This window comes from Streptomyces sp. NPDC047706 (assembly GCF_043204795.1).
Classification (GTDB): Bacteria; Actinomycetota; Actinomycetes; order Streptomycetales; family Streptomycetaceae; genus Streptomyces.
Genome location: NZ_JBIDCW010000032.1, coordinates 1 through 20,773 on the forward strand (window position 1 = coordinate 1; position 20,773 = coordinate 20,773).

The window sequence follows — 20,773 nt, forward strand, 5'->3', positions numbered from 1 at the left end:
GGGGCTGCTGCACACGCAGGCCCTGCTCGCGCTCGCCCGGCGCCGCGTCGACGTGCTGTGGGCGATGCTGCGTGACAAGAGACTGTTCACCCCCGACCCACCGGTCACGCAGACGGCTTGACTTCGTCATTGAGATTCTCCTTCGCTGCTGTCACTGCCGCCTGCGCGGTCGGGGGCGGCGCCGTGGCCGGGACGGCGACCGCCGCCGCGCGCCCATCCGTCGCGGTAGGCCGCCATACGGTCGCGTACGAGTTCGGGGGTGCGCCGGTCGTCGTCACGGGGGGCGGACGACTGCTGCGGGTCCGAGGGGCGTCGCTCGCGCAGTTGCGGGGCGAGGCTGGCCTGCCGTACCCGGCGGGGCAGGTCCTCGGATCCTTCGTCGGGGTCGGGGGGGCGGTGCAGGCGCAAGGCGGTGACTCCGGGGGGCGGGGTTTCGGGGCCGGTCTGCGCCGGGTCCGGGGCGGGGGCCACCAAGGCGGGCCGGTCACCGGTGGTCGGGACGACTTCCTGGTGGAGGGGGCCGCCTGGCACGCGCGCGTACTCGTGTTCCGGGTCCGCAGCCTGGTTGCTGTAACGTTCCGGCACGCCGCTGTGCAGCAGGGCGGTGGGCAGCAGAACGACCGCGGTGGTACCGCCGTAGGGGGAGGTGCGCAGGTGCACCTTGATCTCGTGACGTGCGGCGAGCCTGCTGACGACGAAGAGGCCGAGCCGGTCGCTGTCGAACAGGTCGAGGGCTTCGGACTGGGCGATACGGCGGTTGGCCTCGGCGAGGGTGTCGTTGCCCATGCCCAGGCCGCGGTCCTCCACCTCGATGGCGTAGCCGTTGCCCACGTGTTCACCGGTGACGCGCACGCGCGTGTGCGGGGGTGAGAACTGGGCGGCGTTCTCGACGAGCTCGGCCAGCAGATGGGTCAGGTCGGCGACGGCGGCGCCGATGACGAGGGCCGCGGGGAGCTGCCGTACCTCCACGCGTGCGTAGTCCTCGATCTCGGAGACGGCCGCGCGGACCACGTTGGTCAGGGAGACCGGCATGCGCCAGGCCCGGCCGGGGGCCGCGCCGGAGAGGATGATCAGGCTCTCGGCGTGGCGCCGCATCCGAGTGGTGAGGTGGTCGAGCCGGAACAGGTCGCTCAGTTCGTTCGGGTCGTCGGAGCGGCGTTCCATGCTGTCCAGGAGACCCAGCTGACGGTGGACGAGGACCTGGCTGCGGCGGGCGAGGTTGACGAACACGCCGGAGATGCCGCTGGCGAGTTCGGCGCGTTCCACGGCGGCGCGCAGCGCGGCCCGGTGCACGGTGCCGAGGGCCTCGGCGACCTGCCCGACCTCGTCCTCGGCGGGCGGCCCGGGCGGTGCCTCGGCCCGGACGTCGATCTCCTCCCCGGCGCGCAGTTTGCGCATGGCCTCGGGGAGTTTGCGCCGGGCGATCTCCAGGGCGCTGTTGCGCAGGCTGATCAGTTCGACGACGAGGCCGCGCCCGATGCGCACCGAGATGACGAGGGACGCGGCGACGGCGGCGAGGCCGAAGAGAACAGCCGCGCCCGCGGGGGTGAGCAGACCACGGGCGAAGGGGTCGGCCCGGTCGGCCACTCCCCGGGCGGCGTCCTGCTCGATGGTGCGCATACCGTCCTGTACGCGCGCGTGCGCGGGAGCCCACGTGGTTTCGGGCGCGGCCTTGATCGCAGCGGATCCCGGCCCGCTCGTCAGGACCTTGTCCTCGATGGCGAGCATGGCCGCGTAGTCCCCGCCCTCGGCGAGTTGGCGCCAGGCGGCGCGTTCGTCGCCGCGCAGGTCTGCGACGGCGGCGTCGGTGAGGGCGCGGCGGGTGTCGACCGCGCCGGTGAAATGCCGCATCCGCTCGCCGTCCAGGCGGCCCGCGAGCCGGCCGCTGGACAGCAGCACGTCCTCCCTGGCCAGGGCCTCACCCGCGCGGGAGAACTCCAGCAGCACGCGCACGTCGGAGCCGAGTTCGGCGTCCTGGATCCCGGTGAGGGCACCGCCCACGCCGAAGGCCGTGGAGATGGTCTTCGTGTACTGCTCGTAGGCCTCGTCCCACCCGGCGCGGCGGTCCAGCACATCGGCGCGCAGCGTCCGCAGTCCCTCGGTACCGGCCACGAAGGCTTCCAGCCGCTGGGCGACTCCCTCGGGCAGTTCCTGTCCGTCGGCGACGGTGTTGCGATCGCCGAGCCGCAACTGCCCTACGGCCTGGTCCGTGCGCTTGGCGAGCCGCTGCAGCTCGCCACTGGCCCCGGCCGAAGGGTCGGTTGCGTGCCGGACGGCGGCGGCGCGCTCGGCCTGGAGCGCGGCCACGGTGGCGGCGACTGGGGCGCGGACATCGGAGTCCACGCGCTGCAACTGCCGCAGCCCGGCGATGTCCTGAACGGTGCTGACGGTGGCGTATGCCCACAGGGCCAGCAGTGACACTACGGGCACCATCAGCAAGCAGACGATCTTGGCGCGCACGGTACGCGGGCGTATGTGCCAGTGCTCCCCCGCGCGCGTGGGTCCACCCGTCACGTCGGTGTCGGGGGTGTCCTGCGGGCTTTCGTCAGCCGGTGGTCCGGCGTGGGCGCGGCGGCCGCGCGCGGGGGACGGGGGCGGCGTCTCGGCGCCTGTACCGGAATTCCTACGGGGGGTACGCATGGCCTCCTCGTTCGGAAGGGGGTTCGGGTGCGGTCCGGTAGAGGTCGCGCCGTCAGTGGGCGCCGCTCCCGAGGGGCCGCTGGGCCGATGCGGATGCCTCGCGCTCCCCGGCTGTCGGTGACAGCGCCACGAAGGCGGAGGTCAGGAAGAGATAGGACCCGAGGCCGACGGCGAGGGGGAAGACGAACTGCATCGCCGTGGCCCCGGGCAGCACCTCGCTGGAGGGCGTGACCTGCACGCGCACCGCGAACATCCCGGTGTAGTGCATGCTGCTCACGGCCGCGCCCATGACGAGGGAGGCGACGGTGACCGCGACGGGCGACTTGATGTTGAGCGCCGCCCACAGGGCCGCGGTCGCCGCCACGACGGCGATCACGACGGAGAGGGCGACCCGCATCGGGTCGTACGACACGTCACCGTGCAGGCGTACCGCCGCCATGCCCAGGTAGTGCATGCTCGCGACGCCCAGCCCGGTGGTGAGGCCGCCGATGAGCAGCGCACGGGCCCGGTCGCGGCCGTAGCCGACCGCGAACACGCCGGCGCAGACGACGATCATGGCCACGAGCAGGCTGAGGACGGTGAGCGGTACGTCGTAGCGGATCTCGGTCCCGCTGACGCTGAAGCCGAGCATGGCCACGAAGTGCATGGTCCAGATGCCGGTGCCGATGGCCGAGGCAGCCGTGATCAGCCAGTTGCGGCGCGAGCGGCCGGTGGCGCCTAGCGCCCGGACCGTGCAGCGCAGGCCCAGTGCGGCGCCGGTGCAGGCCATGACGTACGACAGTACGGGGGTCAGCCAGCCCAAGGCGGCGTGGTCCAGGTGTCCCATGGCCAAGGGACGCTAGCGGGGGCACGGGAGCACAAAGGGGGCGCATTTCGAAAGGTGTTGGAATATGACACAGATATGTACCTGAACGATCGCGTCCCGCTCGAACATGTGCGTCGGGGCGTCCTCCGTGCCAGTGAGGGATCATGACGAACATGAGCGACGACCGCACGCACGTCCAGGAGTTCTTCGCGGCCCGCGCGGCCGACTGGGACAGCCGGTTCCCCGACGACGGCCCCGCCTACGCGGCCGCGGTGGCCGAACTAGGCCTGCGGGAGGGCGACCGCGTTCTCGACGCGGGCTGCGGCACCGGACGTGCCCTGCCGCAGCTGCGCGCGGCCGTGGGCGCCTCGGGGGTGGTCCTCGGGGCCGATCTGACTCCGGCCATGCTGCAGGCCGCCGTACGGGCCGGACGGGACCGTGACGGGCGGCTGCTGGTAGCCGACGTGGCGGCGCTGCCACTGCGCTCGGAGTCGCTCGACGCGGTGTTCGCGGCGGGCCTGATCGCCCACCTGCCCGACCCGGCGCGGAACCTGCGGGAGTTGGCGCGCACGGTGCGCCCCGGCGGCAGGCTCGCCCTCTTCCACCCGATCGGCCGCGCGGCCCTCGCCGCACGGCAGGGCCGTCACATCACCCCGGACGACCTGCGCGCCGAGCCCAATCTCGGGCCATTGCTGGCGGGTTCGGGCTGGACCATGACGTCGTACGTCGATCAGGACAACCGATTCCTCGCGCTGGCCGTCCGGGAGGACTGACCACCCCCGGCACTTCACCGCGCCTTCCCTCTTCTGCCGCCGCGACTCCAACCCTACGTTGAGTAGCAGCGGGTGGGCGTCGGGCGAGGCAAGCCGCGAAGGGGGAAGGTGGTCACTGTGTTCGACAGGGTTCGCAAGCTCTGGGCCGGATTCCGTGAGACGGCACGCGAGGAGCGGACGTCGGGCCCGGACCGGCGTGCGCACAATCTCTTCGAGGCCGCGGCGGCGTACGTGTCAGCCTGCGCGGAGGACGACCAGGACCGCATCGACGAGGCGGCGGGGTGGGTGTCGCCCGAGGCGTTGTCGTTCGGGGTGAACGAGCTGGCGTGCCGGGCCGTCATCGCGCTGGCCCGGGAGCGCGACCAGTCGCCGCGGACGGTCGCACGCGAGCTGCTGGGGCTGCCGGCGGTGTGAGGGACGGGCGGAGGACGGTCGTCTTGGCCCTGTCCGGGCGGACAACCGCAGGTCCGGTGGTACGCGGAGTCGTGACAAGCGGCTTCCGCTCGCACTAGGGTGCGCGCCGATGGACGAACCCCTGGGGAGGCTGGGATGGCCGGGACGGATGCGGATGCCGTCGCCGCCGAGGACGACGCGCTCTACGTGCTCACTGCGGTGCTGTTGACGCCGGCGCGTTTCCCGAGCGTGCTGGGCGACGACTACCCCGAGGCCTGTGCGGCCCTGGGCATCGCGCCGCTGGCCGACGGGTACGGGCTCGTGTTCGGCCAGGACGGCGAGGGCGCGCGGTGGACGGTCGTCACCGACGACGTGTCGCTGGTCGCGGTCGCCATCGCCTCCTGGGACTGCGGCATGGAGTACCACCTCTCTCCCGACGAGGGGTCCGTCGTCGCCGCCCTGCCTGGCTGGCCGCTGGCGGTCGCCGTCGCGGCTCCCGGCGTGCCCGCGCCGCACGATCCTGACCCCGAGGTGGCGGGCTGCGCGCCGCTTTCGCCGCCGGACACCACGGGCTGGGGCTCGGCCCAGCGCCGGCTCGGGGCGGACGAGATCGCGGTGCAGTGGTCGTCGTGGCGGGAGCAGATCGACGACAAGGAGTTCGTCGTCCCCCAAGGCGACTCCGAACCCGCCCCGGACGAGCAGGCCGGCCCGGAGCGCAGGGCGATCCGGCGCGTCCTCGCGGAGGCCCACGCGTACGTCGACACCCCGCCGCCCCTGGGCCGGGTCCGGTCGTCCTTCGCCACGGGCGACGCGCGCACGCTGCGCGCGGACGGCCCGGGCTGGTCGCTGGTGGCGAGGACGGACGACATGGCGTTCCTGCTCCTCGACGAGAAGCCCGGCGAGGTACTGCCGGTGGGTCGGGGGCCCAAGCTCCCCGCGCTGCTGGAGGCACTGGACAAGATGGCGGTGCGGCCGACCTGAAGGTGTGCAGCAACGGCGAGGTCTGCCGTATCGGCCTCCTGGCCCTGCCCGGCATCCGACACCCGAGTAACCGCAAGGGTCCCAGTGTCCTCGCCAGTCTCAAGATCTCCGGATGCAGCAGCAGCGAGGTCTGAAAACACGGCGTGCCGAGGGTCGCCTTGCGCCGGCTGTGCCCGGCCTCCTGCAGCCGACGACCGCCGGACCTCCTGCCCTGCCGGACGTCACCGGCCTGCTGCATGCGGGTGTCCTGCATGCGGACGCTGCCCCGGGCACGGCCCCCGTACGCAGCAAGGGGCTCCACGACCTGTGTCGGACACCCATGCCTGAGCTGAACGGCATGTGGTGCCAGTCCATGGAAGACACGCGGCGCCCGCCCCACGATGGGCAGCCCGCGGCTCGGCGTCTGTGCCGTGCCCTGTCGTCACGTCCTGGAGGCCCGCATGCGTCCGTCCCCCGGCGTCCCCCTGCTCGCCGCCGCGCTCCTGGCGGGTGCCCTCACTGCGCCGGCCCCGGCCCTTGCCCAAGGGGGCGGGGGCGCCCACTGCACGCGTCAGGACCGCGTGCGGGTGCCGGGCGCGGCCTTGCAGCAGGCGGCCTGTCTGGATGACCTGACCACCACCGGTCTCGCCGGTACCCCGTACACCGACCTGGCCGACCAGGCGGGGCTGACGGCGCAAGCCACGCGCACGCCGTCCGGCGTGCCGGGGCTGCAGGTCGACGGGTACTTCCCGGACTCGTCCCGCTTCAACGCCACGCACGGCTGGCGGCATGACGCGCAGTTCGTCATACGGCTGCCGGACCGCTGGAACGGCGGCCTGGTCGTCACCGGCGCTCCGGGCACCCGCAGGCAGTACGCGACGGACAGGGCGATCTCCGACCGGGTACTGGCCCAGGGTTACGCGTACGCCGCGACCGACAAGGGCAACAACGGCACCGACTTCTATCGCGACGGCGAGCGGGCCGGGGACGCGATCGCCGAATGGAACGCCCGCACGACGCAGCTCACGCGCGCGGCGCGCAAGGTGGTCGCCCAGCGCTACGGCCACGCCCCGCACCGCACCTACATGACGGGCATCTCCAACGGCGGCTACCTGACGCGGTGGCAGTTGGAGAACCATCCGGAGCTGTACGACGGCGGGGTCGACTGGGAGGGCGCCCTGTGGACGGCGGAAGGCCCGAATCTGCTCACTTCGCTGCCCACGGCGGTGGCGCGGTCGTACGGCTCGGCGTCGGACGAGGACATGTACGGCGTGGGCTTCGCGCCTGAGTCCGAGTTCCTCTGGTCGTACCACGAGAAGGCCTACTGGGGTGTCACGCAGAAGACCTATCGTGCGGAGTTCGACCCGGCGTACGACCCGGATTGCCCCGGACCCTCGGCCGGGACCACTCCCGAGGAGATCCTCGCGCCCTGCACGTCCGACGCGACCTACCACTACGCCTCGCGCCCGGCCTCCGTCCGTCGTGCCGTGGCCCGGGTGGCGCTGACCGGGCGCATCGGCAAGCCGCTGATCACGTTGCACGGGGACATGGACGCGCTGCTGCCCAAGGCCACCGACTCGGACGTCTATGCCCGCATGGTCGACAGGCGGGGGCGGGGGCCGTTGCACCGCTACTACACGGTCCAGGGCGGTACGCACGTCGACGGGCTGTACGACACCCATCCCGACCGGCTGCGGCCGATCCTGCCCTGCTACCGATCGGCCTTCGATGCGCTGGTCGCGTGGGTGGAGCGGGGGGTCCGGCCGCCCGCGGACCGGACCGTAGGACGGCCCGCGGACGGTGACGTGGTCGACAGGTGTGCGCTGGACGACGGGGCCGCACCGGGCCGGTAGCCCGTCAGCGACCCAGCTCCTTGCGCGTGACCCGGCGCAGCCTACGGCGCTGCGACGGGTCCAGCGTGAGGTACGCGGCGGCCGGGACGCCCAGCACTATGAGCAGCGCCGCCCACCAAGGCAGCCAGATCAAAAGGATGAGCCCGACCGCCACACCCCCTGCGGCGATCTTCGCGTTCTTCGACATGTGTGTCGCCTCCTTCGCGGCCACGGCCGCTCTCTGTATCTGAAAACGGGCTCGCGTTTCCGGCGGTTCCGGCCGCAGCCCTGAGACGCACCCTGAGAGATCCCTGATACTCGCCCCCTAGCCACCCTGAGAGTCCAAATGTAATCAGGGTCATATCTCAAGCATGCCGGGCAGCTCGAGGAGGTGCTGTAATCCCGACGACCTTGCCCGACTAGTCAAACTTGAGGAATGCGGCCATATCTGTGCAGAGGATTCCCACGGCAACCACCTCCGAAATCTCCGAACTGGCCCAGTGCTGTGCTGTATTCGTCCCCGGTGACCCGGCCCGCACCGGCCGCGTCGCCTTCTGGCGCCCCGACGGCACCGCGGCGCCGGTCGTGAACGGCGGCACCGTCGAGGAACTGACCGTCGTACTGCCCGGCGCCGACGGCTTGGAGCGGGTCGACGTGCCCGCCGTCGTGCTGGCCGTGCGCGCGGCACTGCCGGTCCTCACGCGCGCGCGTGCCACAGGGCACGGACACCGGGCGGCCGTGTTCTGGGGCGCCGCCGCCGTGCTGGGGCTGCAGTTCGTGGCCCGGGGCCTGCTGCTGCCCGGTCTGTCGCACGGCGACAACGACGCCTGGCGTGCGGGGCCGCTGCGCGCCGAGGACATCGAGGGCGTTCGCCGGCTGGCCGCCGCGCTGCCGCCCGAGGCGCACGCCGTACCGCTGGACGGCCCGGGGCCGCCGCGGCTGCCCCACCCGGAGCGCCTGTTGCGGGCCTTCCTGGACGCGGTCGCCGACACACTGCCCCGCTCGCCCGCCGCAGCGCTCGTCACAGGCGGCCCGGCCTACGCCGTACCGGAGCCGCAGCATCTGCCCGAGCTGCGGCCGTGGGCCGCGGACGTGGCCGCCGGGCACGACTCGGGCGTTCGGATATCCCTGCGCATCGACGCGCACGGCCTGACGACGGAGGCAGACAAGGCACCGGCCTTCCGGGCGGTGCTCCAGTTGCACAGCGTGAGCGACCCCTCGCTCGTCGCGGACGCCGCACAGGTGTGGGCCGGGACGGGCCCCACCGGCCGGGCCTTCGGACCCCGCGCGCGGATGGACGCGCTGCTCGCTCTGCGACGCGCGGCGCGGGCCTGGCCCGCGCTCACCCCGGTGCTGTCCGCCGCCGTGCCGGACGCCGTCGATCTCACCGACGAGGAGGTGACCGAGCTTCTCGGGGAATACTCGGCGGCCCTCGCAGGCGCAGGCGTCGACGTGCACTGGCCCCGGGAGCTGGCCCGCGACCTCACCACCCGCGCGGTGGTCGGCCCGCCGGACGACGACGAAAGGGCCCCCGCGCGGCTCTCCCGGGACACGCCGTCGTTCCTGTCGGCGGACGCGCTCTTCGCATTCGACTGGAGGTTCACGCTGTGCGAGCGGCAACTCACGCGCGAGGAGCTGGACCAGCTCGCCTGGGCGAACCGGCCCGTGGTGCGGCTGCGGGACCAATGGGTGCTGATCGACCCTCAGGAGGTGCTTGGCGCCCGCGCGCAGCAGGACCGCAAGATCGCGCCACTCGACGCGCTCGGGGCCGCTCTGACGGGCTCGACCGAGGTCGACGGCCGCCGGGTCGAGGTGGAGCCGACCGGCTGGCTGGCGGCGCTGCGGCAACGGCTGGCGGACCCGGAGGCGCAGGAACCGGTCGAACAGCCGGCCGCGCTCGCCGCCGAACTGCGCGACTATCAGCGGCGCGGGTTGTCATGGCTGGCCCGGACGACGTCCCTGGGGCTCGGCTGCTGTCTCGCCGACGACATGGGGCTCGGCAAGACGGTCACCTTGATCGCCCTGCATCTTCACCGGCAGTCCGACCTCTCGGCCGCCGGTCCCACCCTCGTGGTCTGCCCGACGTCCCTGATGGGCAACTGGCAGCGGGAGATCGAGAGGTTCGCGCCCGGCACACCGGTGCGGCGTTTCCACGGATCCCGGCGTGGCCTGGACGGCGTGGCCGACAGCGAGTTCGTCCTGACGACGTACGGCACGATGCGGCTCGACGCGCGGCGGCTCGCGGAGGTGCCGTGGGGGCTCGTGGTCGCGGACGAGGCCCAGCATGTGAAGAACCCGTTCTCGGCGACCGCGCGGGAGTTGCGGTCCATCGGGGCACGCGCGCGCGTGGCGCTCACCGGCACGCCTGTCGAGAACAACCTCTCGGAGCTGTGGGCGATCCTCGACTGGACCACGCCGGGGCTGCTCGGTCGCCTGGGCACATTCCGGAGCCGGTACGCGCAGGCCGTGGAAGGAGGCCAGGACCCCGCCGCCGCGGAACGGCTGTCCCGGCTCGTACGGCCGTTCCTGCTGCGCCGCCGCAAGTCGGATCAGGGCATCGCGCCCGAGTTGCCGCCGAAGACGGAGACCGATCGCGCGGTGTCACTCACCACGGAACAGGCGGGGCTCTACGAGGCCGTGGTGCGCGAGACCCTCGCGGAGATCGCGAACGCCGGCGACATGGCCCGGCGCGGGCTCATCATGAAACTGCTGACCGGCCTGAAGCAGATCTGCAACCATCCGGCGCAGTACCTCAAGGAGGAGGCACCGAGAATCGCCGGGCGCTCGGGGAAGCTCGAACTGCTCGACGAGTTGCTCGACACGATTCTCTCCGAGGAGGCGGGCGTTCTGGTCTTCACCCAGTACGTGGCCATGGCCCGGTTGATCGAGCGGCACCTGGCGGCCCGCGGCGTGCCCTCACAGTTCCTGCACGGCGGCACACCCGTCCCCGCGCGCGAGGCGATGGTACGGCGCTTCCAGGACGGTGAGGTTCCCGTGTTCCTGCTGTCGCTGAAGGCGGCGGGCACGGGCCTGAATCTCACGCGGGCCGAGCATGTCGTGCACTACGACCGCTGGTGGAACCCCGCGGTCGAGGCGCAGGCGACGGACCGCGCGTACCGCATCGGGCAGGACCGGCCCGTGCAGGTGCACCGGCTGATCGCCGAGGGAACCATCGAGGACCGCATCGCCGAGATGCTGAACCGCAAACGGGAGCTGGCCGACGCCGTGCTGGGCTCCGGTGAGGCCGCGCTCACCGAGCTGAGCGACGCGGAACTGGCCGATCTGGTGGAGCTGCGAGGGGCGACGCGATGAATCAGTACGACGAGACGGAGCGCACGTTCGCCGCGTTGCCGCCCGCGCGCGGGAGGGGCTTCGCACTCACCTGGTGGGGCCGGGCGTGGCTGAAGGCCCTGGAGGACGCGGCTCTGGACACCGCGCAGGTCAAGACGGGCCGTCGGCTCGCGCGCGCGGGAGCGGTGGGCGCGGTGTCGGTGCGGCCGGGGCGGATCACGGCGGTGGTGCAGGGCCGGGAAGATACGGCGCACCGGGCCGATGTGCTGCTGGACGAGCTGTCCGCCGCGCAGTGGGACCGCTTCCTGGAGATGGCCGTCGAGCGGGCCGGGCATGTCGCGGCACTGCTCGACCGGGAGATGCCTCCGCATCTGGTCGAGGACGCGGCGACGGCCGGTGTCGAACTGCTGCCCGGCATGGGCGATCTGGAGCCCACCTGCGACTGCGGCGCCTGGGACCACTGCGGGCACACGGCGGCGCTGTGCTACCAGGTGGCCCGCCTGCTCGACGAGGATCCCTTCCTCCTGCTGCTGATGCGCGGGCGCGGCGAACGGGCACTTCTCACAGACCTGCAGAACCGCACTGCGACGCCGGCGCAGGAGAGGCCCGAGGAGCGCAGCGAGCCGGAGGGGGTGGACGCCTTGGAGGCGTTCGCTGCCGGGGACATCCTGCCTTCGTTGCCCGCTCCGCCAGGACTCCCGGCGGAGCCGGGCCTTCCGCCCACTGTGGACACCGAGGCCCCACCGGTGCCCGGTGTCGAACCGGCCGCCCTGGAGTTCCTGGCCGCCCGTACCGCGGTGGCGGCACACCGTCTGCTGTCCGAGGCGCTGCGGGCAGGCGTCGCCGTCGAGGAGCTGACGATGTCGCAGGACGCCGTACGGCTGGCTGCGGGTGCTCCCGAGCCACCCCTGGCGGACCGGCTCGCCGAGGGGTCCGGGCGGAGCCCGGACGAGCTGGTGGCAGCCGTGCGGGCATGGCAGTACGGCGGGGTGGCCGGGCTGTCCGCGCTCGAAGAGGAGTGGGCCGTCCAGGGCGAGGCACTCGCACGCGCGCGTGCCGCCCTGGAAGCGGCCTGGGACGACGGCGAGCGCCCGGCCCTACGCGCGGAGGGCAATCGGTGGACGGTCGTCGGCGCACCGGGCCAGCTGCGGCTGGGGCGCGACGGTCGCTGGTGGCCGTACCGGAACGAAGCCGGCCGCTGGGTGCCCGTGGGAGGAGGGGACCAGGACCCGGCGACCGCGCTGGCGGCGACGGAGGATGCGCCGGAGTCCTGTCCGATTCGGTTCCCCGCGCCCCCGGGCGCCGCATTCATCTAAGGCAGATCGTCGACCGGGAGGCCGGAAAGCAGGGACTCCAGATCGCTCGGCACCTCGGTCGGTATGCCGCTCGGCAGCTTTGTGGGGAACTGCGACGGAAGCGACGGCAGTCCGCTCGGTAGCCGGGTGGGCAGCTCGGTGGGCAGGTTCAAGGTCGGCTCCGCGGACGAAGTGCTGGTGTCCGGCTTCCCGTCCGGCGATTCGTCGCTCCCTGATCCTGTCAGAACCACCACCGCGACAACGACCGCGACCGCGACGAGCACTGCCACGGCCAGGAGGACCGACGTGCGTCGCCGTCGCGGAGGAACGGATCCGAACTCAGTGGTGGGTGGTCCGAAATCGCCGCCCGAAGGCGGCGTGTCACCCGGGGGGCCGGGTGGCTGAGGCGGTACGGGCGGCATGGCCATGGTGACAGGTTCCCGAAACCGCCGCCCTGGCCGCGACCCCCACGCGGACGTTGACACCGGCTCATGCCGTGGAGGGCACGATTCCGTGGCAATCCGCGCGGAGATCACGCCAGGGAAGCCTCAGCCGCGCGCACCCAGCAGATGGTCCATCGCAAGCTGGTCGAGCTGCTCGAACGCCATCCCGCGCGCGGCGGCCGCCTCGACGTCGAACTCCTCGAACGCCGTGCGGTCGGCGAGCAGGGCCTGCAGGCCGTCCGTGGCCGTGGGCCGGGCCAGCTCGTCGAGGCGGGAGGCGCGCAGGGCCTCCTGGACCTCGGGATCGGCGCGGAAGGCGGCCGAACGCTCCTTCAGGATGAGGTAGTTGCGCATGCAGCCCGCGGCCGAGGCCCACACGCCGTCGAGGTCCTCGGTCCGCGGCGGCTTGAAGTCGAAGTGGCGCGGGCCGTCGTAACCGGCGCTCTCCAGGAGGTCGACCAGCCAGAAGGCGGAGCGCAGGTCGCCGGCGCCGAAGCGCAGGTCCTGGTCGTACTTGATGCCGGACTGGCCGTTGAGGTCGATGTGGAAGAGCTTGCCCGCCCACAGGGCCTGCGCGATGCCGTGCGGGAAGTTCAGTCCGGCCATCTGCTCGTGCCCGACCTCGGGATTGACGCCGTACAGCTCGGGCCGCTCCAGGCGCTCGATGAACGCCAGGGCGTGGCCGACGGTGGGCAGCAGGATGTCGCCCCGCGGCTCGTTCGGCTTGGGCTCGATCGCGAAGCGCAGGTCGTAGCCCTGTGAGGTGACGTACTCGCCGAGGAGGTCGAACGCCTCCTTCATGCGGTCGAGGGCAGCCCTCACGTCCTTGGCGGCACCGGACTCGGCGCCCTCGCGCCCGCCCCAGGCGACGTAGGTGCGCGCGCCCAGCTCCGCCGCCAGGTCGATGTTGCGGATGGTCTTGCGGAGCGCGTAACGGCGGACGTCCCGGTCGTTCGCGGTGAAGGCGCCGTCCTTGAAGACGGGGTGCGTGAAGAGGTTGGTGGTGGCCATCGGGACGGTCATGCCGCCGGCGTCCAGGGCCTGGCGGAAGCGCTTGATGTGCGACTCGCGCTCGGTGTCCGAGCATCCGAAGGGGATCAGGTCGTCGTCGTGGAAGGTCACTCCGTGGGCACCGAGCTCGGCCAGGCGCTGCACCGACTCGACGGGGTCGAGGGCACGCCGCGTGGCGTCGCCGAACGGGTCCCTTCCCTGCCAGCCGACGGTCCACAGGCCGAAGGTGAACCTGTCCTCGGGGGTGGGCTGGTAGTTCATGCCGCGGCTCCCTTGCTCGCTAGCGACTGTCGCACACGACTATTTCGTCATGGCGGTTTACAAATTAGTATGCGAACGCATCTCTGGGAAGAGACCGCCGCGTCCGTGGACTGTGTCTCGTCCGTGGGAAGAGACACAGGTGTCTCCCCCCGAGAGATGAGCCGCGAAGATCCAGGCACCAGCCGCACAAGCAGGGAGAGCCCGATGTCAACAGCCGAGGGTCCGCTCGTCGTCGGCGTGGACACGTCCACCCAGTCCACCAAGGCGCTGGTCGTCGACGCGGCCACCGGCGAGGTCGTGGCGAGCGGTCAGGCGCCGCACACGGTCACCTCCGGCGGCGGCCGGGAGAGCGATCCGCGGCAGTGGTGGGACGCCCTGTGCGAGGCACTGCGCCAGTGCGGCGAGCCCGCCCACGAGGCCGCGGCGGTGTCCATCGGCGGCCAGCAGCACGGTCTGGTCACTCTCGACGGCCGGGGCGAGCCGGTACGCCCCGCCCTGCTGTGGAACGACGTGCGCTCGGCACCGCAGGCGCGCCGGCTGGTCGAGGAGCTGGGGGGCGCGAAGTTCTGGGCGGACCGCACGGGTAGCGTGCCCGCCGCGTCCTTCACCATCACCAAATGGGCCTGGCTCGCGGAGCACGAGCCGGACGCGGTACGCGCCACCAAGGCGGTACGGCTCCCCCACGACTACCTCACCGAACACCTCACCGGGCAGGGCACGACCGACCGAGGCGACGCCTCAGGCACCGGCTGGTGGGCCTCCGGCAGCGAGTCGTACGACGAGGAGATCCTCGCGCGCGTGGCTCTGGATCCGGCACTGCTGCCCCGTGTCGTCCGGCCCGGCGAGGTGGCGGGCACCGTGCGGGACAGCCACGACCTGCCGTTCTCGAAGGGCACGCTGGTCGCGGCCGGCACCGGCGACAACGCCGCCGCCGCGCTGGGCCTGGGGCTGCGCCCCGGCACTCCCGTCATGAGCCTGGGAACCTCCGGGACGGTCTACGCGGTGTCGCGGCGCCGCCCCACCGACCCGACCGGCACGGTGGCGGGCTTCGCCGACGCGCGCGGAGACTGGCTGCCGCTGGCATGCACCCTGAACTGCACGCTCGCCGTCGATCGCGTCGCGGCCCTGCTCGGCCTGGACCGCGAGGCCGTCGAGCCCGGCACGGGCGTGACCCTGCTGCCCTACCTGGACGGCGAACGTACCCCCGACCTCCCGCACGCCTCGGGGCTGCTGCACGGCCTGCGGCACGACACCACCGCCGGTCAGCTCCTCCAGGCGGCCTACGACGGTGCCGTACACGCCCTGCTGGGCGCGCTGGACCTGGTGCTCGACGAGGACGCCGACCCCTCGGTGCCGTTGCTGCTGATCGGCGGCGGCGCCCGGGGCACGGCCTGGCAGCAGACCGTACGACGCCTCTCGGGGCGCCCCGTCCAGGTCCCCGAGGCCAGGGAACTGGTCGCGCTCGGCGCGGCTGCCCAGGCGGCCGGGCTCCTCACCGGCGAGGACCCGGCCGCGGTCGCCCGGCGCTGGAACACCGCACAGGGACCGGTGCTGGACGCGGTCGAGCGGGACGAGAAGACGCTGACCAGGATCTCCGGGGTACTCTCCGACGCGGCTCCGCTGCTGGAGCGGAGCGCCGGGAACCGTTGAGGTGACGGAGACCGCCGTGGCGACCCAGCTGACCGAGCTGACAGAGCTGACCGACTGAGGCCACGGAGAAGGACGGGGCATGACCGCACCGCTGCACAAGGATCATCCGGCCGGTCCCGGACGCGCGCTGCCGGACACCCAGCAGGGCATGCGACGCCGCAACCTCGCCCGGGTGATGCATACCGTCGGCGCGGAGGGCCCGCTGTCGCGGGCCGCGGTGGCCTCGCGCATCGGCCTGACCCGTGCGGCGGTCTCCACCCTGGTCGACGAACTCGTCCGCTCCGGCCTGCTGGAGGAACTGGGCCCCGAACGCCCCGGCCGCGTGGGCCGCGGCCGACCCGGTTCCGCCCTCGCGGTCAGCGGGCGGGGGCCTGCCGGAATCGGGGCGGAGGTCGGCGTCGACCACCTCGCCGTCTGCGCGGTCGACCTGCGCGGAGAGGTGCGCGCGCGAGTCGCACGGCACGGCACCAACCGCGACCGCTCCCCCGAGCCGGTGATCGAGGAACTTACCGCGCTGATACGCGGGGTCCTCGCCGAAGCGGAACGTGAGGGACTGTGGCCCGCGGGGCTCGCGGTGGCGGTGCCCGGTCTCGTGGCGCGTGACGCCCGCACCGTCGTACGGGCCCCCAACCTCGGCTGGCACGACACCGACCTGGGTTGCCTGCTGCCGGCGGAGCTGCCGCTGACCGTGGACAACGAGGCCAACTTCGGCGCGCTGGCCGAGCTGTGGCTCGGCGAGGGCACGCCGCGTGACTTCGTGCATGTGTCGGCCGAGATCGGTATCGGCGCGGGCGTGGTCGTGGACGGCCGTCTGCTGCGCGGAACCCGCGGATTCGCGGGCGAGCTGGGGCATGTGCCGGTCCGCCCGGACGGGCCGGAGTGCACCTGCGGCGGGCGCGGGTGCCTGGAGCAGTACGCCGGCGAGGAGGCGGTGCTGCGCGCGGCCGGCCTGGAGCCGGGTGAGGACCGCGTCGGACTCCTCGCCGGGCGGGCAACGGAGGGGGACGAGGAGGTGCGGCGCGCCCTGCGCGCGGCGGGGGAGGCGCTCGGCGTGGCGCTGACCGGGGCCGTGAATCTGCTGGACCCCGAGAGTGTGGTTCTGGGTGGTGCGCTCGCCGGGCTCGCGCCGTGGCTACTGCCTTCGCTGCGGTCCGAACTGTCCCGCCGCACGACGGGGCCTGCCTGCCCGGTGTCCGTGTCACGGCTGGGTTCTGAGGGACCGTTGCTGGGGGCCGCACACTGGGTGGTGCGCGGGGTGCTGGATGATCCGGCGGGGGTGCGGTCGGTGGGCTGACGCCTTGCGTAAGCCTTTTCAGCGGGTTCAGCGGGTTCAGCGGATGCCCGGGTGCTGCGGATGCCGCGGGTTCTGCGGGTTCTGCGGGTTCTGCGAACTCTTGGAACCCTGCCCACCACCCGTTCGGGTGAGCGAGTTTTCCACAACGCCGCGGTGATCCACGGATCGGCGGCGCGGCCTCCAGCCAACCGCCCCGCGCCGTACCGTGATTCACGTGAGGCGCGGTTTCGGCAGGCAGCCCTCCCTGTTACCCGCTTCCCTGTTGCCCATTGCCCCGATGCCCATTGCCCTGACGCCCACTTCCTCCCACCGACCCAGCCGAGAGGCGAATACGCATGGAACGAGCAAGGCCGCTCCCCCGCCGGCGACGGATCCTCAAAGGCGCCGCGTTGGCCGTCGTCCCCTACGCGCTGCTGCCCGGACCCAGGGCCGGTGCGCAGACACCGGCTCCCGACCACCCGCTCGCGGAGTGGCAGCCGGCGAGTCCGGCCAACTACACGGAGGCCGACCGTCCGGTCACCCATGCCGTCGACCTGGTGGTCATCCACGTCACGCAGACCGACTACTCCGGGACCCTGGCCGTCTTCCAGCACCCCCGCAAGCAGGTGTCCGCGCACTACGTCGTCCGGTCCGGCGACGGACATGTGGCGCAGTGCGTCCGTGAGTCCGACATCGCCTGGCACGCGGGAAGCTGGGAGCACAACACACGCAGCATCGGCATCGAGCACGAGGGCTGGGTGGACCAGCCCGGCTACTTCACGGACGCGATGTACGCCCGGTCGGCCGCCCTCACCGCGGCGATCTGCACGAAGTACGCAATACCCAGGGACCGTGCCCACATCATCGGCCACCACGAGATACCGGGCAGCGACCACACCGACCCCGGCGCGCACTGGGACTGGCCGCGCTACCTGAGGCTCGTCGCCTCGGCCCCGCCAGCCCCGACAGCCCCGACCGACTCCGCCCACCGCGTCTGACCGATACACCTCGCACCAGCCCACGAGGAACGCCCTGCCACCACCGCCCCAAGCGTCTGGCCTCCGCCCACGACCGCATCAACCAATCTCTGCCGCCGCAGCGGCCGGCAGCTGCAACCGCGCACCCTGACGCATCAGTTCCTGCTGGACGAGGGCATGCGGCACCTCACGTGGGCTGCGCCTGATCCGGGTGGCCAGCGCGGCGCAGACTCCGGCCGCCTGGCCGGTCGCCATGGCGATGGGCATGACGCGGTAGGAGGAGTGCGCCACATGGGAGCCGGAGATGCAGCGGCCCGCGACGAGCAGGTGGTCCGTGTCGCGTGGCAGCAGACAGCGCAGCGGGATGTCGTAGAAGCGGCCGCGGGGGACGCGTTTGAGGACGGTTCCGCTGCCCCGGGGGTTGTGGATGTCGACGGGATAGGCGCCGTGCGCGACGACGTCGGGAAAGGAACGCGCCGCCAGGATGTCATGTCCGGTGAGGTGGTAGTCGCCGAGGATGCGGCGGGTCTCCCGTACACCGATCTGGGTGCCGCTCTGCACGACGTACGACTCCGCGAAGCCTGGGACACGCCGGCGCAGGAACTGGCCGATCTGTTCCATCTGGCGGCGGGCGACGTACTCGGCGCGGCTCAGGTCCCACACGTCGATGCCGAGCGCGTGGGTGACACGTGTGCTGTTGATGCTCACCTCGCGGGGGTGCGGGGTGCCGAAGAAGAGGATGTCCTCACGGGGAAGGCGCAGTTCGCCCTCCTTGGTGGCCTCCTCCACGAGGTCCCACAGGCCGTGTACGCCCCGCCACTGGTCGGGGTGCTCGCGGACGTACTCGGCGAACCGGGGCCTCATCATGTCCACGACGCGGAACATCAGCGTCATCGGCTGCACCAGCCCGTCCTCGGGCCTGCCGATCTCGCAGGGCGCTCCGCAGGCGGCGGCCACGTCACCGTCGCCCGTGCCGTCGACGACCACGTCGGCGTCGATCACCACCGGGCCGGACTTGGTCTCGAACACGACCCGCCAGCCGTCGTCGAGTGGCAGCGCCGAGGAGGCGAAGGAATGGAAGAGCATGCGGACGCCGGCCTCGTCGAGCAGGTCGAGAAGGACGAGTTTGTAGATCTCGGGGTCGAACGGCACCGTGTAGCCGGTCTGGAGGGAGGGCGGGATGCAGCCGCCGCGCTCGTTCAGCCGGTCAAGCAGTTGCCAGAGGAAGCCGGCGACCACGGCCTCGCCCTCGCCGTGATCGGTGGGCAGCAACTGGTCGCCTTCCTCGCCCGGCCCGGTGAAGACCGCCTGCTTCTGCTCGTTGTGGAAGGACATCAGCGGCATCACGAGGGCGACGGTGGCGTTGCCGCCCAGGAAGCCGTACCGCTCCACGAGCACCACGTCGGCGCCGGCGTCGGCCGCGGCGCACGCCGCCGCGGTGCCGGCCGGTCCGCCGCCGATGACCAGGACCTCCGTCCGCCCCCCGTGCTGCGCCTCGCGGGGCGGCAGGGTGACGGTCCGCGGCTGGGGAGGTCGTTGAAGGATCGGCATCGGTTCTTCCCGTCGGAGATGTTCCGAAGGCGGTGGGCCCGGCGCGCGTCAGGTCACCGTTCCGGTACCCGGCTGGAGCAGGTGCAGGCCGGTCCTTTCGACGTCCGCCATCGCCTCCGGCCGCTCGTCCAGGGCGTCGAGGACCACGGTGCAGCGGACACAGGTCTCCCGCGCGGCACCACGCAGCGACTGGACACGCGCGCCGAGATCGTCGCGGCGTTGCGGGAACTCGTCCCAGAGCCGGTCCACCTCGGCCAGCAGCAGTCCCGCCTGCTCGCGCGCCACACCGACCAGCGCCGGTGCTCCGATCCGGCGGGAGAAGTCGAAGACCTTGCCGGAGTACGGCAGCGGCAGCACGGGCAGCCCGGAGAGCGCGGCGAAGATCACGAAGTGCAGGCGCATACCGACTGCGAGGTCGAGGTGGTTCATGAAGCCGAGGACCTGGCCGGGGCTGTAGACCCTGTGCAGGATGCGGCCGCGGTCCGGTGCGGTCATCCGGGAGAGCACGCCGTGGGCGTGGTGGACGTCCTGACGTTCCATCGGTACGAAGACCACGTGGGCGTCGAGCCGTCGTACCAGGAAGTCCGCCACATCGGCGAGGAGTGCGTGGTAGTCGCTCTCGTCGAGTTTCTCCGCGGCCCGGCCCGGCTCGCGGACCGACATCCCCACCAGCCGGGTGTCGGCGGGGATGCCTTCCTGCCGCATCATCTGTTCGGTGAAGGGCTCCGGCGGCAGCAGCAGCGCCGGGTCGGCGGTCACCGTGACCTCGCGTTCGAGCCCGGCCTCCTCCAGCACGAGCCGAGACTCCTCGTCCCGTACGACGACCTCGTCCATGGCGGACAGCACGGCGCGTACGGCCTCCCGGTCCTCGGCCTCGCGCAGCGGGCCCGCGCCGACGGCGTACCCGAAAGTCCGCACCCCCCGCGCCTGGGCGGCGCCCACCAGCCGCAGATAGCGGCGCGCCTCGCCGTCGTAGAGAATGCCGCCGCCCCCGAGTACCAGCAGGTCCAGGCCCGAAAGGACATCGAGGATCTGTTTCTGCGGTACGCCCTCCCAGTCGACCACCTCGTCGGCGGCGGGCTGGTGGATGCGGGTGTGCTCGGCGTTCCGGCTGAAGACGACGAGCCGGGCCTGCGGGCGGTGGGTGCGCAGGCAGCCGAGGACGCAGGTCAGGATGGCCTCGTCGCCGAGGTTGAAGCCGCCGTAGGAGCCGAGCAGGCCGATACGCGGCCCCGGTCCTGCGGGTCGGTAGGGCTGTGTGGTGATGGTCATCCGGAACTCCTGTCCAAGGAGCTGACGAGCAGTTCGGGTCCGGGACAGCTGCGGGGCACCGCGGAGGTCGGGGCGGCGCCTGATGAGTCGCTGTGGTCGCTGTCGCGGGCCGGGGCCGGGTTGCCTCACCCGCGCATGGGAAACCCCCAGGCGAGGAGAAACCCCTCGACCAGGTACTTTCCGACAGGCAGCGTCATCCTTTCACGGGATCGGGCACGCCACCATCGCAGCGCTGGGCCCACCCGGCGGGACGGCGCCGGCGCAGCGACGACCAAGGATCCCGTCCCGGCGCAAGGCACCCGACAGACCGTCCTCGTCACGTACAGGGGAGACCTGAATGACCACC

16 protein-coding genes and 1 pseudogene are annotated in these 20,773 nt (G+C 72.3%); 10 read left to right on the forward strand and 7 right to left on the reverse strand.

Going from position 1 to position 20,773, the window contains the following annotated elements:
• A pseudogene (locus ACGF8A_RS29900) lies at positions 1-121 on the forward strand (IS110 family transposase); the annotation flags it as partial.
• A 5-nt stretch (positions 122-126) separates the two neighbouring features.
• Here ACGF8A_RS29900 and ACGF8A_RS29905 read toward each other — a convergent pair.
• Together ACGF8A_RS29905 and ACGF8A_RS29910 are read right to left on the reverse strand one after the other, a co-directional pair.
• Entirely contained in the window at positions 127-2,640 is a 2,514-nt protein-coding gene (locus ACGF8A_RS29905) for a nitrate- and nitrite sensing domain-containing protein (protein ID WP_393113335.1), read from the reverse strand.
• 52 nt (positions 2,641-2,692) lie between these two features.
• Positions 2,693-3,466 (reverse strand): MHYT domain-containing protein, encoded by a 774-nt coding sequence (locus ACGF8A_RS29910; RefSeq protein WP_393113336.1) that lies wholly within the window; start codon positions 3,464-3,466, stop codon positions 2,693-2,695.
• A 152-nt stretch (positions 3,467-3,618) separates the two neighbouring features.
• Here ACGF8A_RS29910 and ACGF8A_RS29915 point away from each other — a divergent pair, with 152 nt between their 5' ends.
• From ACGF8A_RS29915 to ACGF8A_RS29930, 4 genes are all read left to right on the forward strand, one after another.
• Positions 3,619-4,218, forward strand: a complete 600-nt coding sequence (locus ACGF8A_RS29915) for a class I SAM-dependent methyltransferase (protein ID WP_393113337.1) — start codon at positions 3,619-3,621, stop codon at positions 4,216-4,218.
• A gap of 117 nt (positions 4,219-4,335) precedes the next feature.
• Complete coding sequence (locus ACGF8A_RS29920) at positions 4,336-4,632, forward strand: hypothetical protein (protein WP_393113338.1); 297 nt, start codon at positions 4,336-4,338, stop codon at positions 4,630-4,632.
• A gap of 135 nt (positions 4,633-4,767) precedes the next feature.
• Positions 4,768-5,592, forward strand: a complete 825-nt coding sequence (locus ACGF8A_RS29925; RefSeq protein WP_393113339.1) for a hypothetical protein — start codon at positions 4,768-4,770, stop codon at positions 5,590-5,592.
• Between the two features lie 440 nt (positions 5,593-6,032).
• A complete protein-coding gene (locus ACGF8A_RS29930; RefSeq protein ID WP_393113340.1) occupies positions 6,033-7,424 on the forward strand; it encodes a tannase/feruloyl esterase family alpha/beta hydrolase in 1,392 nt (463 codons plus the stop codon).
• Between the two features lie 4 nt (positions 7,425-7,428).
• Here ACGF8A_RS29930 and ACGF8A_RS29935 read toward each other — a convergent pair whose 3' ends face one another.
• On the reverse strand, positions 7,429-7,611 hold the full coding sequence (locus ACGF8A_RS29935) for a hypothetical protein (RefSeq protein ID WP_189704020.1): 183 nt from the start codon (positions 7,609-7,611) through the stop codon (positions 7,429-7,431).
• 242 nt (positions 7,612-7,853) lie between these two features.
• Here ACGF8A_RS29935 and ACGF8A_RS29940 point away from each other — a divergent pair, with 242 nt between their 5' ends.
• Together ACGF8A_RS29940 and ACGF8A_RS29945 are read left to right on the forward strand one after the other, a co-directional pair.
• The gene (locus ACGF8A_RS29940; RefSeq protein ID WP_393113341.1) at positions 7,854-10,715 is read left to right on the forward strand and encodes a DEAD/DEAH box helicase; all 2,862 of its coding nucleotides are present in this window, start codon (positions 7,854-7,856) and stop codon (positions 10,713-10,715) included.
• Entirely contained in the window at positions 10,712-12,010 is a 1,299-nt protein-coding gene (locus ACGF8A_RS29945; protein ID WP_393113342.1) for an SWF or SNF family helicase, read from the forward strand. The genes ACGF8A_RS29940 and ACGF8A_RS29945 overlap by 4 nt, the downstream gene beginning before the upstream one ends.
• Here the strand turns inward: ACGF8A_RS29945 and ACGF8A_RS29950 are convergent.
• Complete coding sequence (locus tag ACGF8A_RS29950; RefSeq protein ID WP_393113343.1) at positions 12,007-12,279, reverse strand: hypothetical protein; 273 nt, start codon at positions 12,277-12,279, stop codon at positions 12,007-12,009. The genes ACGF8A_RS29945 and ACGF8A_RS29950 overlap by 4 nt on opposite strands.
• A gap of 258 nt (positions 12,280-12,537) precedes the next feature.
• Positions 12,538-13,704, reverse strand: a complete 1,167-nt coding sequence (gene xylA / locus ACGF8A_RS29955) for a xylose isomerase (protein ID WP_393113344.1) — start codon at positions 13,702-13,704, stop codon at positions 12,538-12,540.
• A gap of 204 nt (positions 13,705-13,908) precedes the next feature.
• Here xylA and xylB point away from each other — a divergent pair, with 204 nt between their 5' ends.
• From xylB to ACGF8A_RS29970, 3 genes are all read left to right on the forward strand, one after another.
• Complete coding sequence (gene xylB / locus ACGF8A_RS29960; RefSeq protein ID WP_393113345.1) at positions 13,909-15,354, forward strand: xylulokinase; 1,446 nt, start codon at positions 13,909-13,911, stop codon at positions 15,352-15,354.
• Between the two features lie 79 nt (positions 15,355-15,433).
• Entirely contained in the window at positions 15,434-16,648 is a 1,215-nt protein-coding gene (locus tag ACGF8A_RS29965; RefSeq protein WP_393113346.1) for an ROK family protein, read from the forward strand.
• Between the two features lie 335 nt (positions 16,649-16,983).
• Positions 16,984-17,625, forward strand: a complete 642-nt coding sequence (locus ACGF8A_RS29970; protein WP_393113348.1) for an N-acetylmuramoyl-L-alanine amidase — start codon at positions 16,984-16,986, stop codon at positions 17,623-17,625.
• 78 nt (positions 17,626-17,703) lie between these two features.
• On the opposite strand, the gene ACGF8A_RS29975 is transcribed toward ACGF8A_RS29970, so the two are convergent.
• Together ACGF8A_RS29975 and ACGF8A_RS29980 are read right to left on the reverse strand one after the other, a co-directional pair.
• Positions 17,704-19,155, reverse strand: a complete 1,452-nt coding sequence (locus ACGF8A_RS29975) for an FAD-dependent oxidoreductase (RefSeq protein WP_393113349.1) — start codon at positions 19,153-19,155, stop codon at positions 17,704-17,706.
• A 48-nt stretch (positions 19,156-19,203) separates the two neighbouring features.
• Positions 19,204-20,427 (reverse strand): polysaccharide pyruvyl transferase family protein, encoded by a 1,224-nt coding sequence (locus ACGF8A_RS29980; RefSeq protein WP_393113350.1) that lies wholly within the window; start codon positions 20,425-20,427, stop codon positions 19,204-19,206.
• Positions 20,428-20,773: the final 346 nt, after the last annotated feature.

Bases quoted from the DNA above. Each gene is read 5' to 3' on its own strand.
- ACGF8A_RS29980 (WP_393113350.1), bottom strand. From the start codon at position 20,427: ATGACCATCACCACACAGCCCTACCGACCCGCAGGACCGGGGCCGCGT.
- ACGF8A_RS29925 (WP_393113339.1), top strand. From the start codon at position 4,768: ATGGCCGGGACGGATGCGGATGCCGTCGCCGCCGAGGACGACGCGCTC.
- ACGF8A_RS29930 (WP_393113340.1), top strand. From the start codon at position 6,033: ATGCGTCCGTCCCCCGGCGTCCCCCTGCTCGCCGCCGCGCTCCTGGCG.
- ACGF8A_RS29905 (WP_393113335.1), bottom strand. From the start codon at position 2,640: ATGCGTACCCCCCGTAGGAATTCCGGTACAGGCGCCGAGACGCCGCCC.
- ACGF8A_RS29935 (WP_189704020.1), bottom strand. From the start codon at position 7,611: ATGTCGAAGAACGCGAAGATCGCCGCAGGGGGTGTGGCGGTCGGGCTC.
- ACGF8A_RS29915 (WP_393113337.1), top strand. From the start codon at position 3,619: ATGAGCGACGACCGCACGCACGTCCAGGAGTTCTTCGCGGCCCGCGCG.
- ACGF8A_RS29970 (WP_393113348.1), top strand. From the start codon at position 16,984: ATGGAACGAGCAAGGCCGCTCCCCCGCCGGCGACGGATCCTCAAAGGC.
- xylA (WP_393113344.1), bottom strand. From the start codon at position 13,704: ATGAACTACCAGCCCACCCCCGAGGACAGGTTCACCTTCGGCCTGTGG.
- ACGF8A_RS29965 (WP_393113346.1), top strand. From the start codon at position 15,434: ATGACCGCACCGCTGCACAAGGATCATCCGGCCGGTCCCGGACGCGCG.
- ACGF8A_RS29945 (WP_393113342.1), top strand. From the start codon at position 10,712: ATGAATCAGTACGACGAGACGGAGCGCACGTTCGCCGCGTTGCCGCCC.
- ACGF8A_RS29975 (WP_393113349.1), bottom strand. From the start codon at position 19,155: ATGCCGATCCTTCAACGACCTCCCCAGCCGCGGACCGTCACCCTGCCG.
- ACGF8A_RS29910 (WP_393113336.1), bottom strand. From the start codon at position 3,466: ATGGGACACCTGGACCACGCCGCCTTGGGCTGGCTGACCCCCGTACTG.
- xylB (WP_393113345.1), top strand. From the start codon at position 13,909: ATGTCAACAGCCGAGGGTCCGCTCGTCGTCGGCGTGGACACGTCCACC.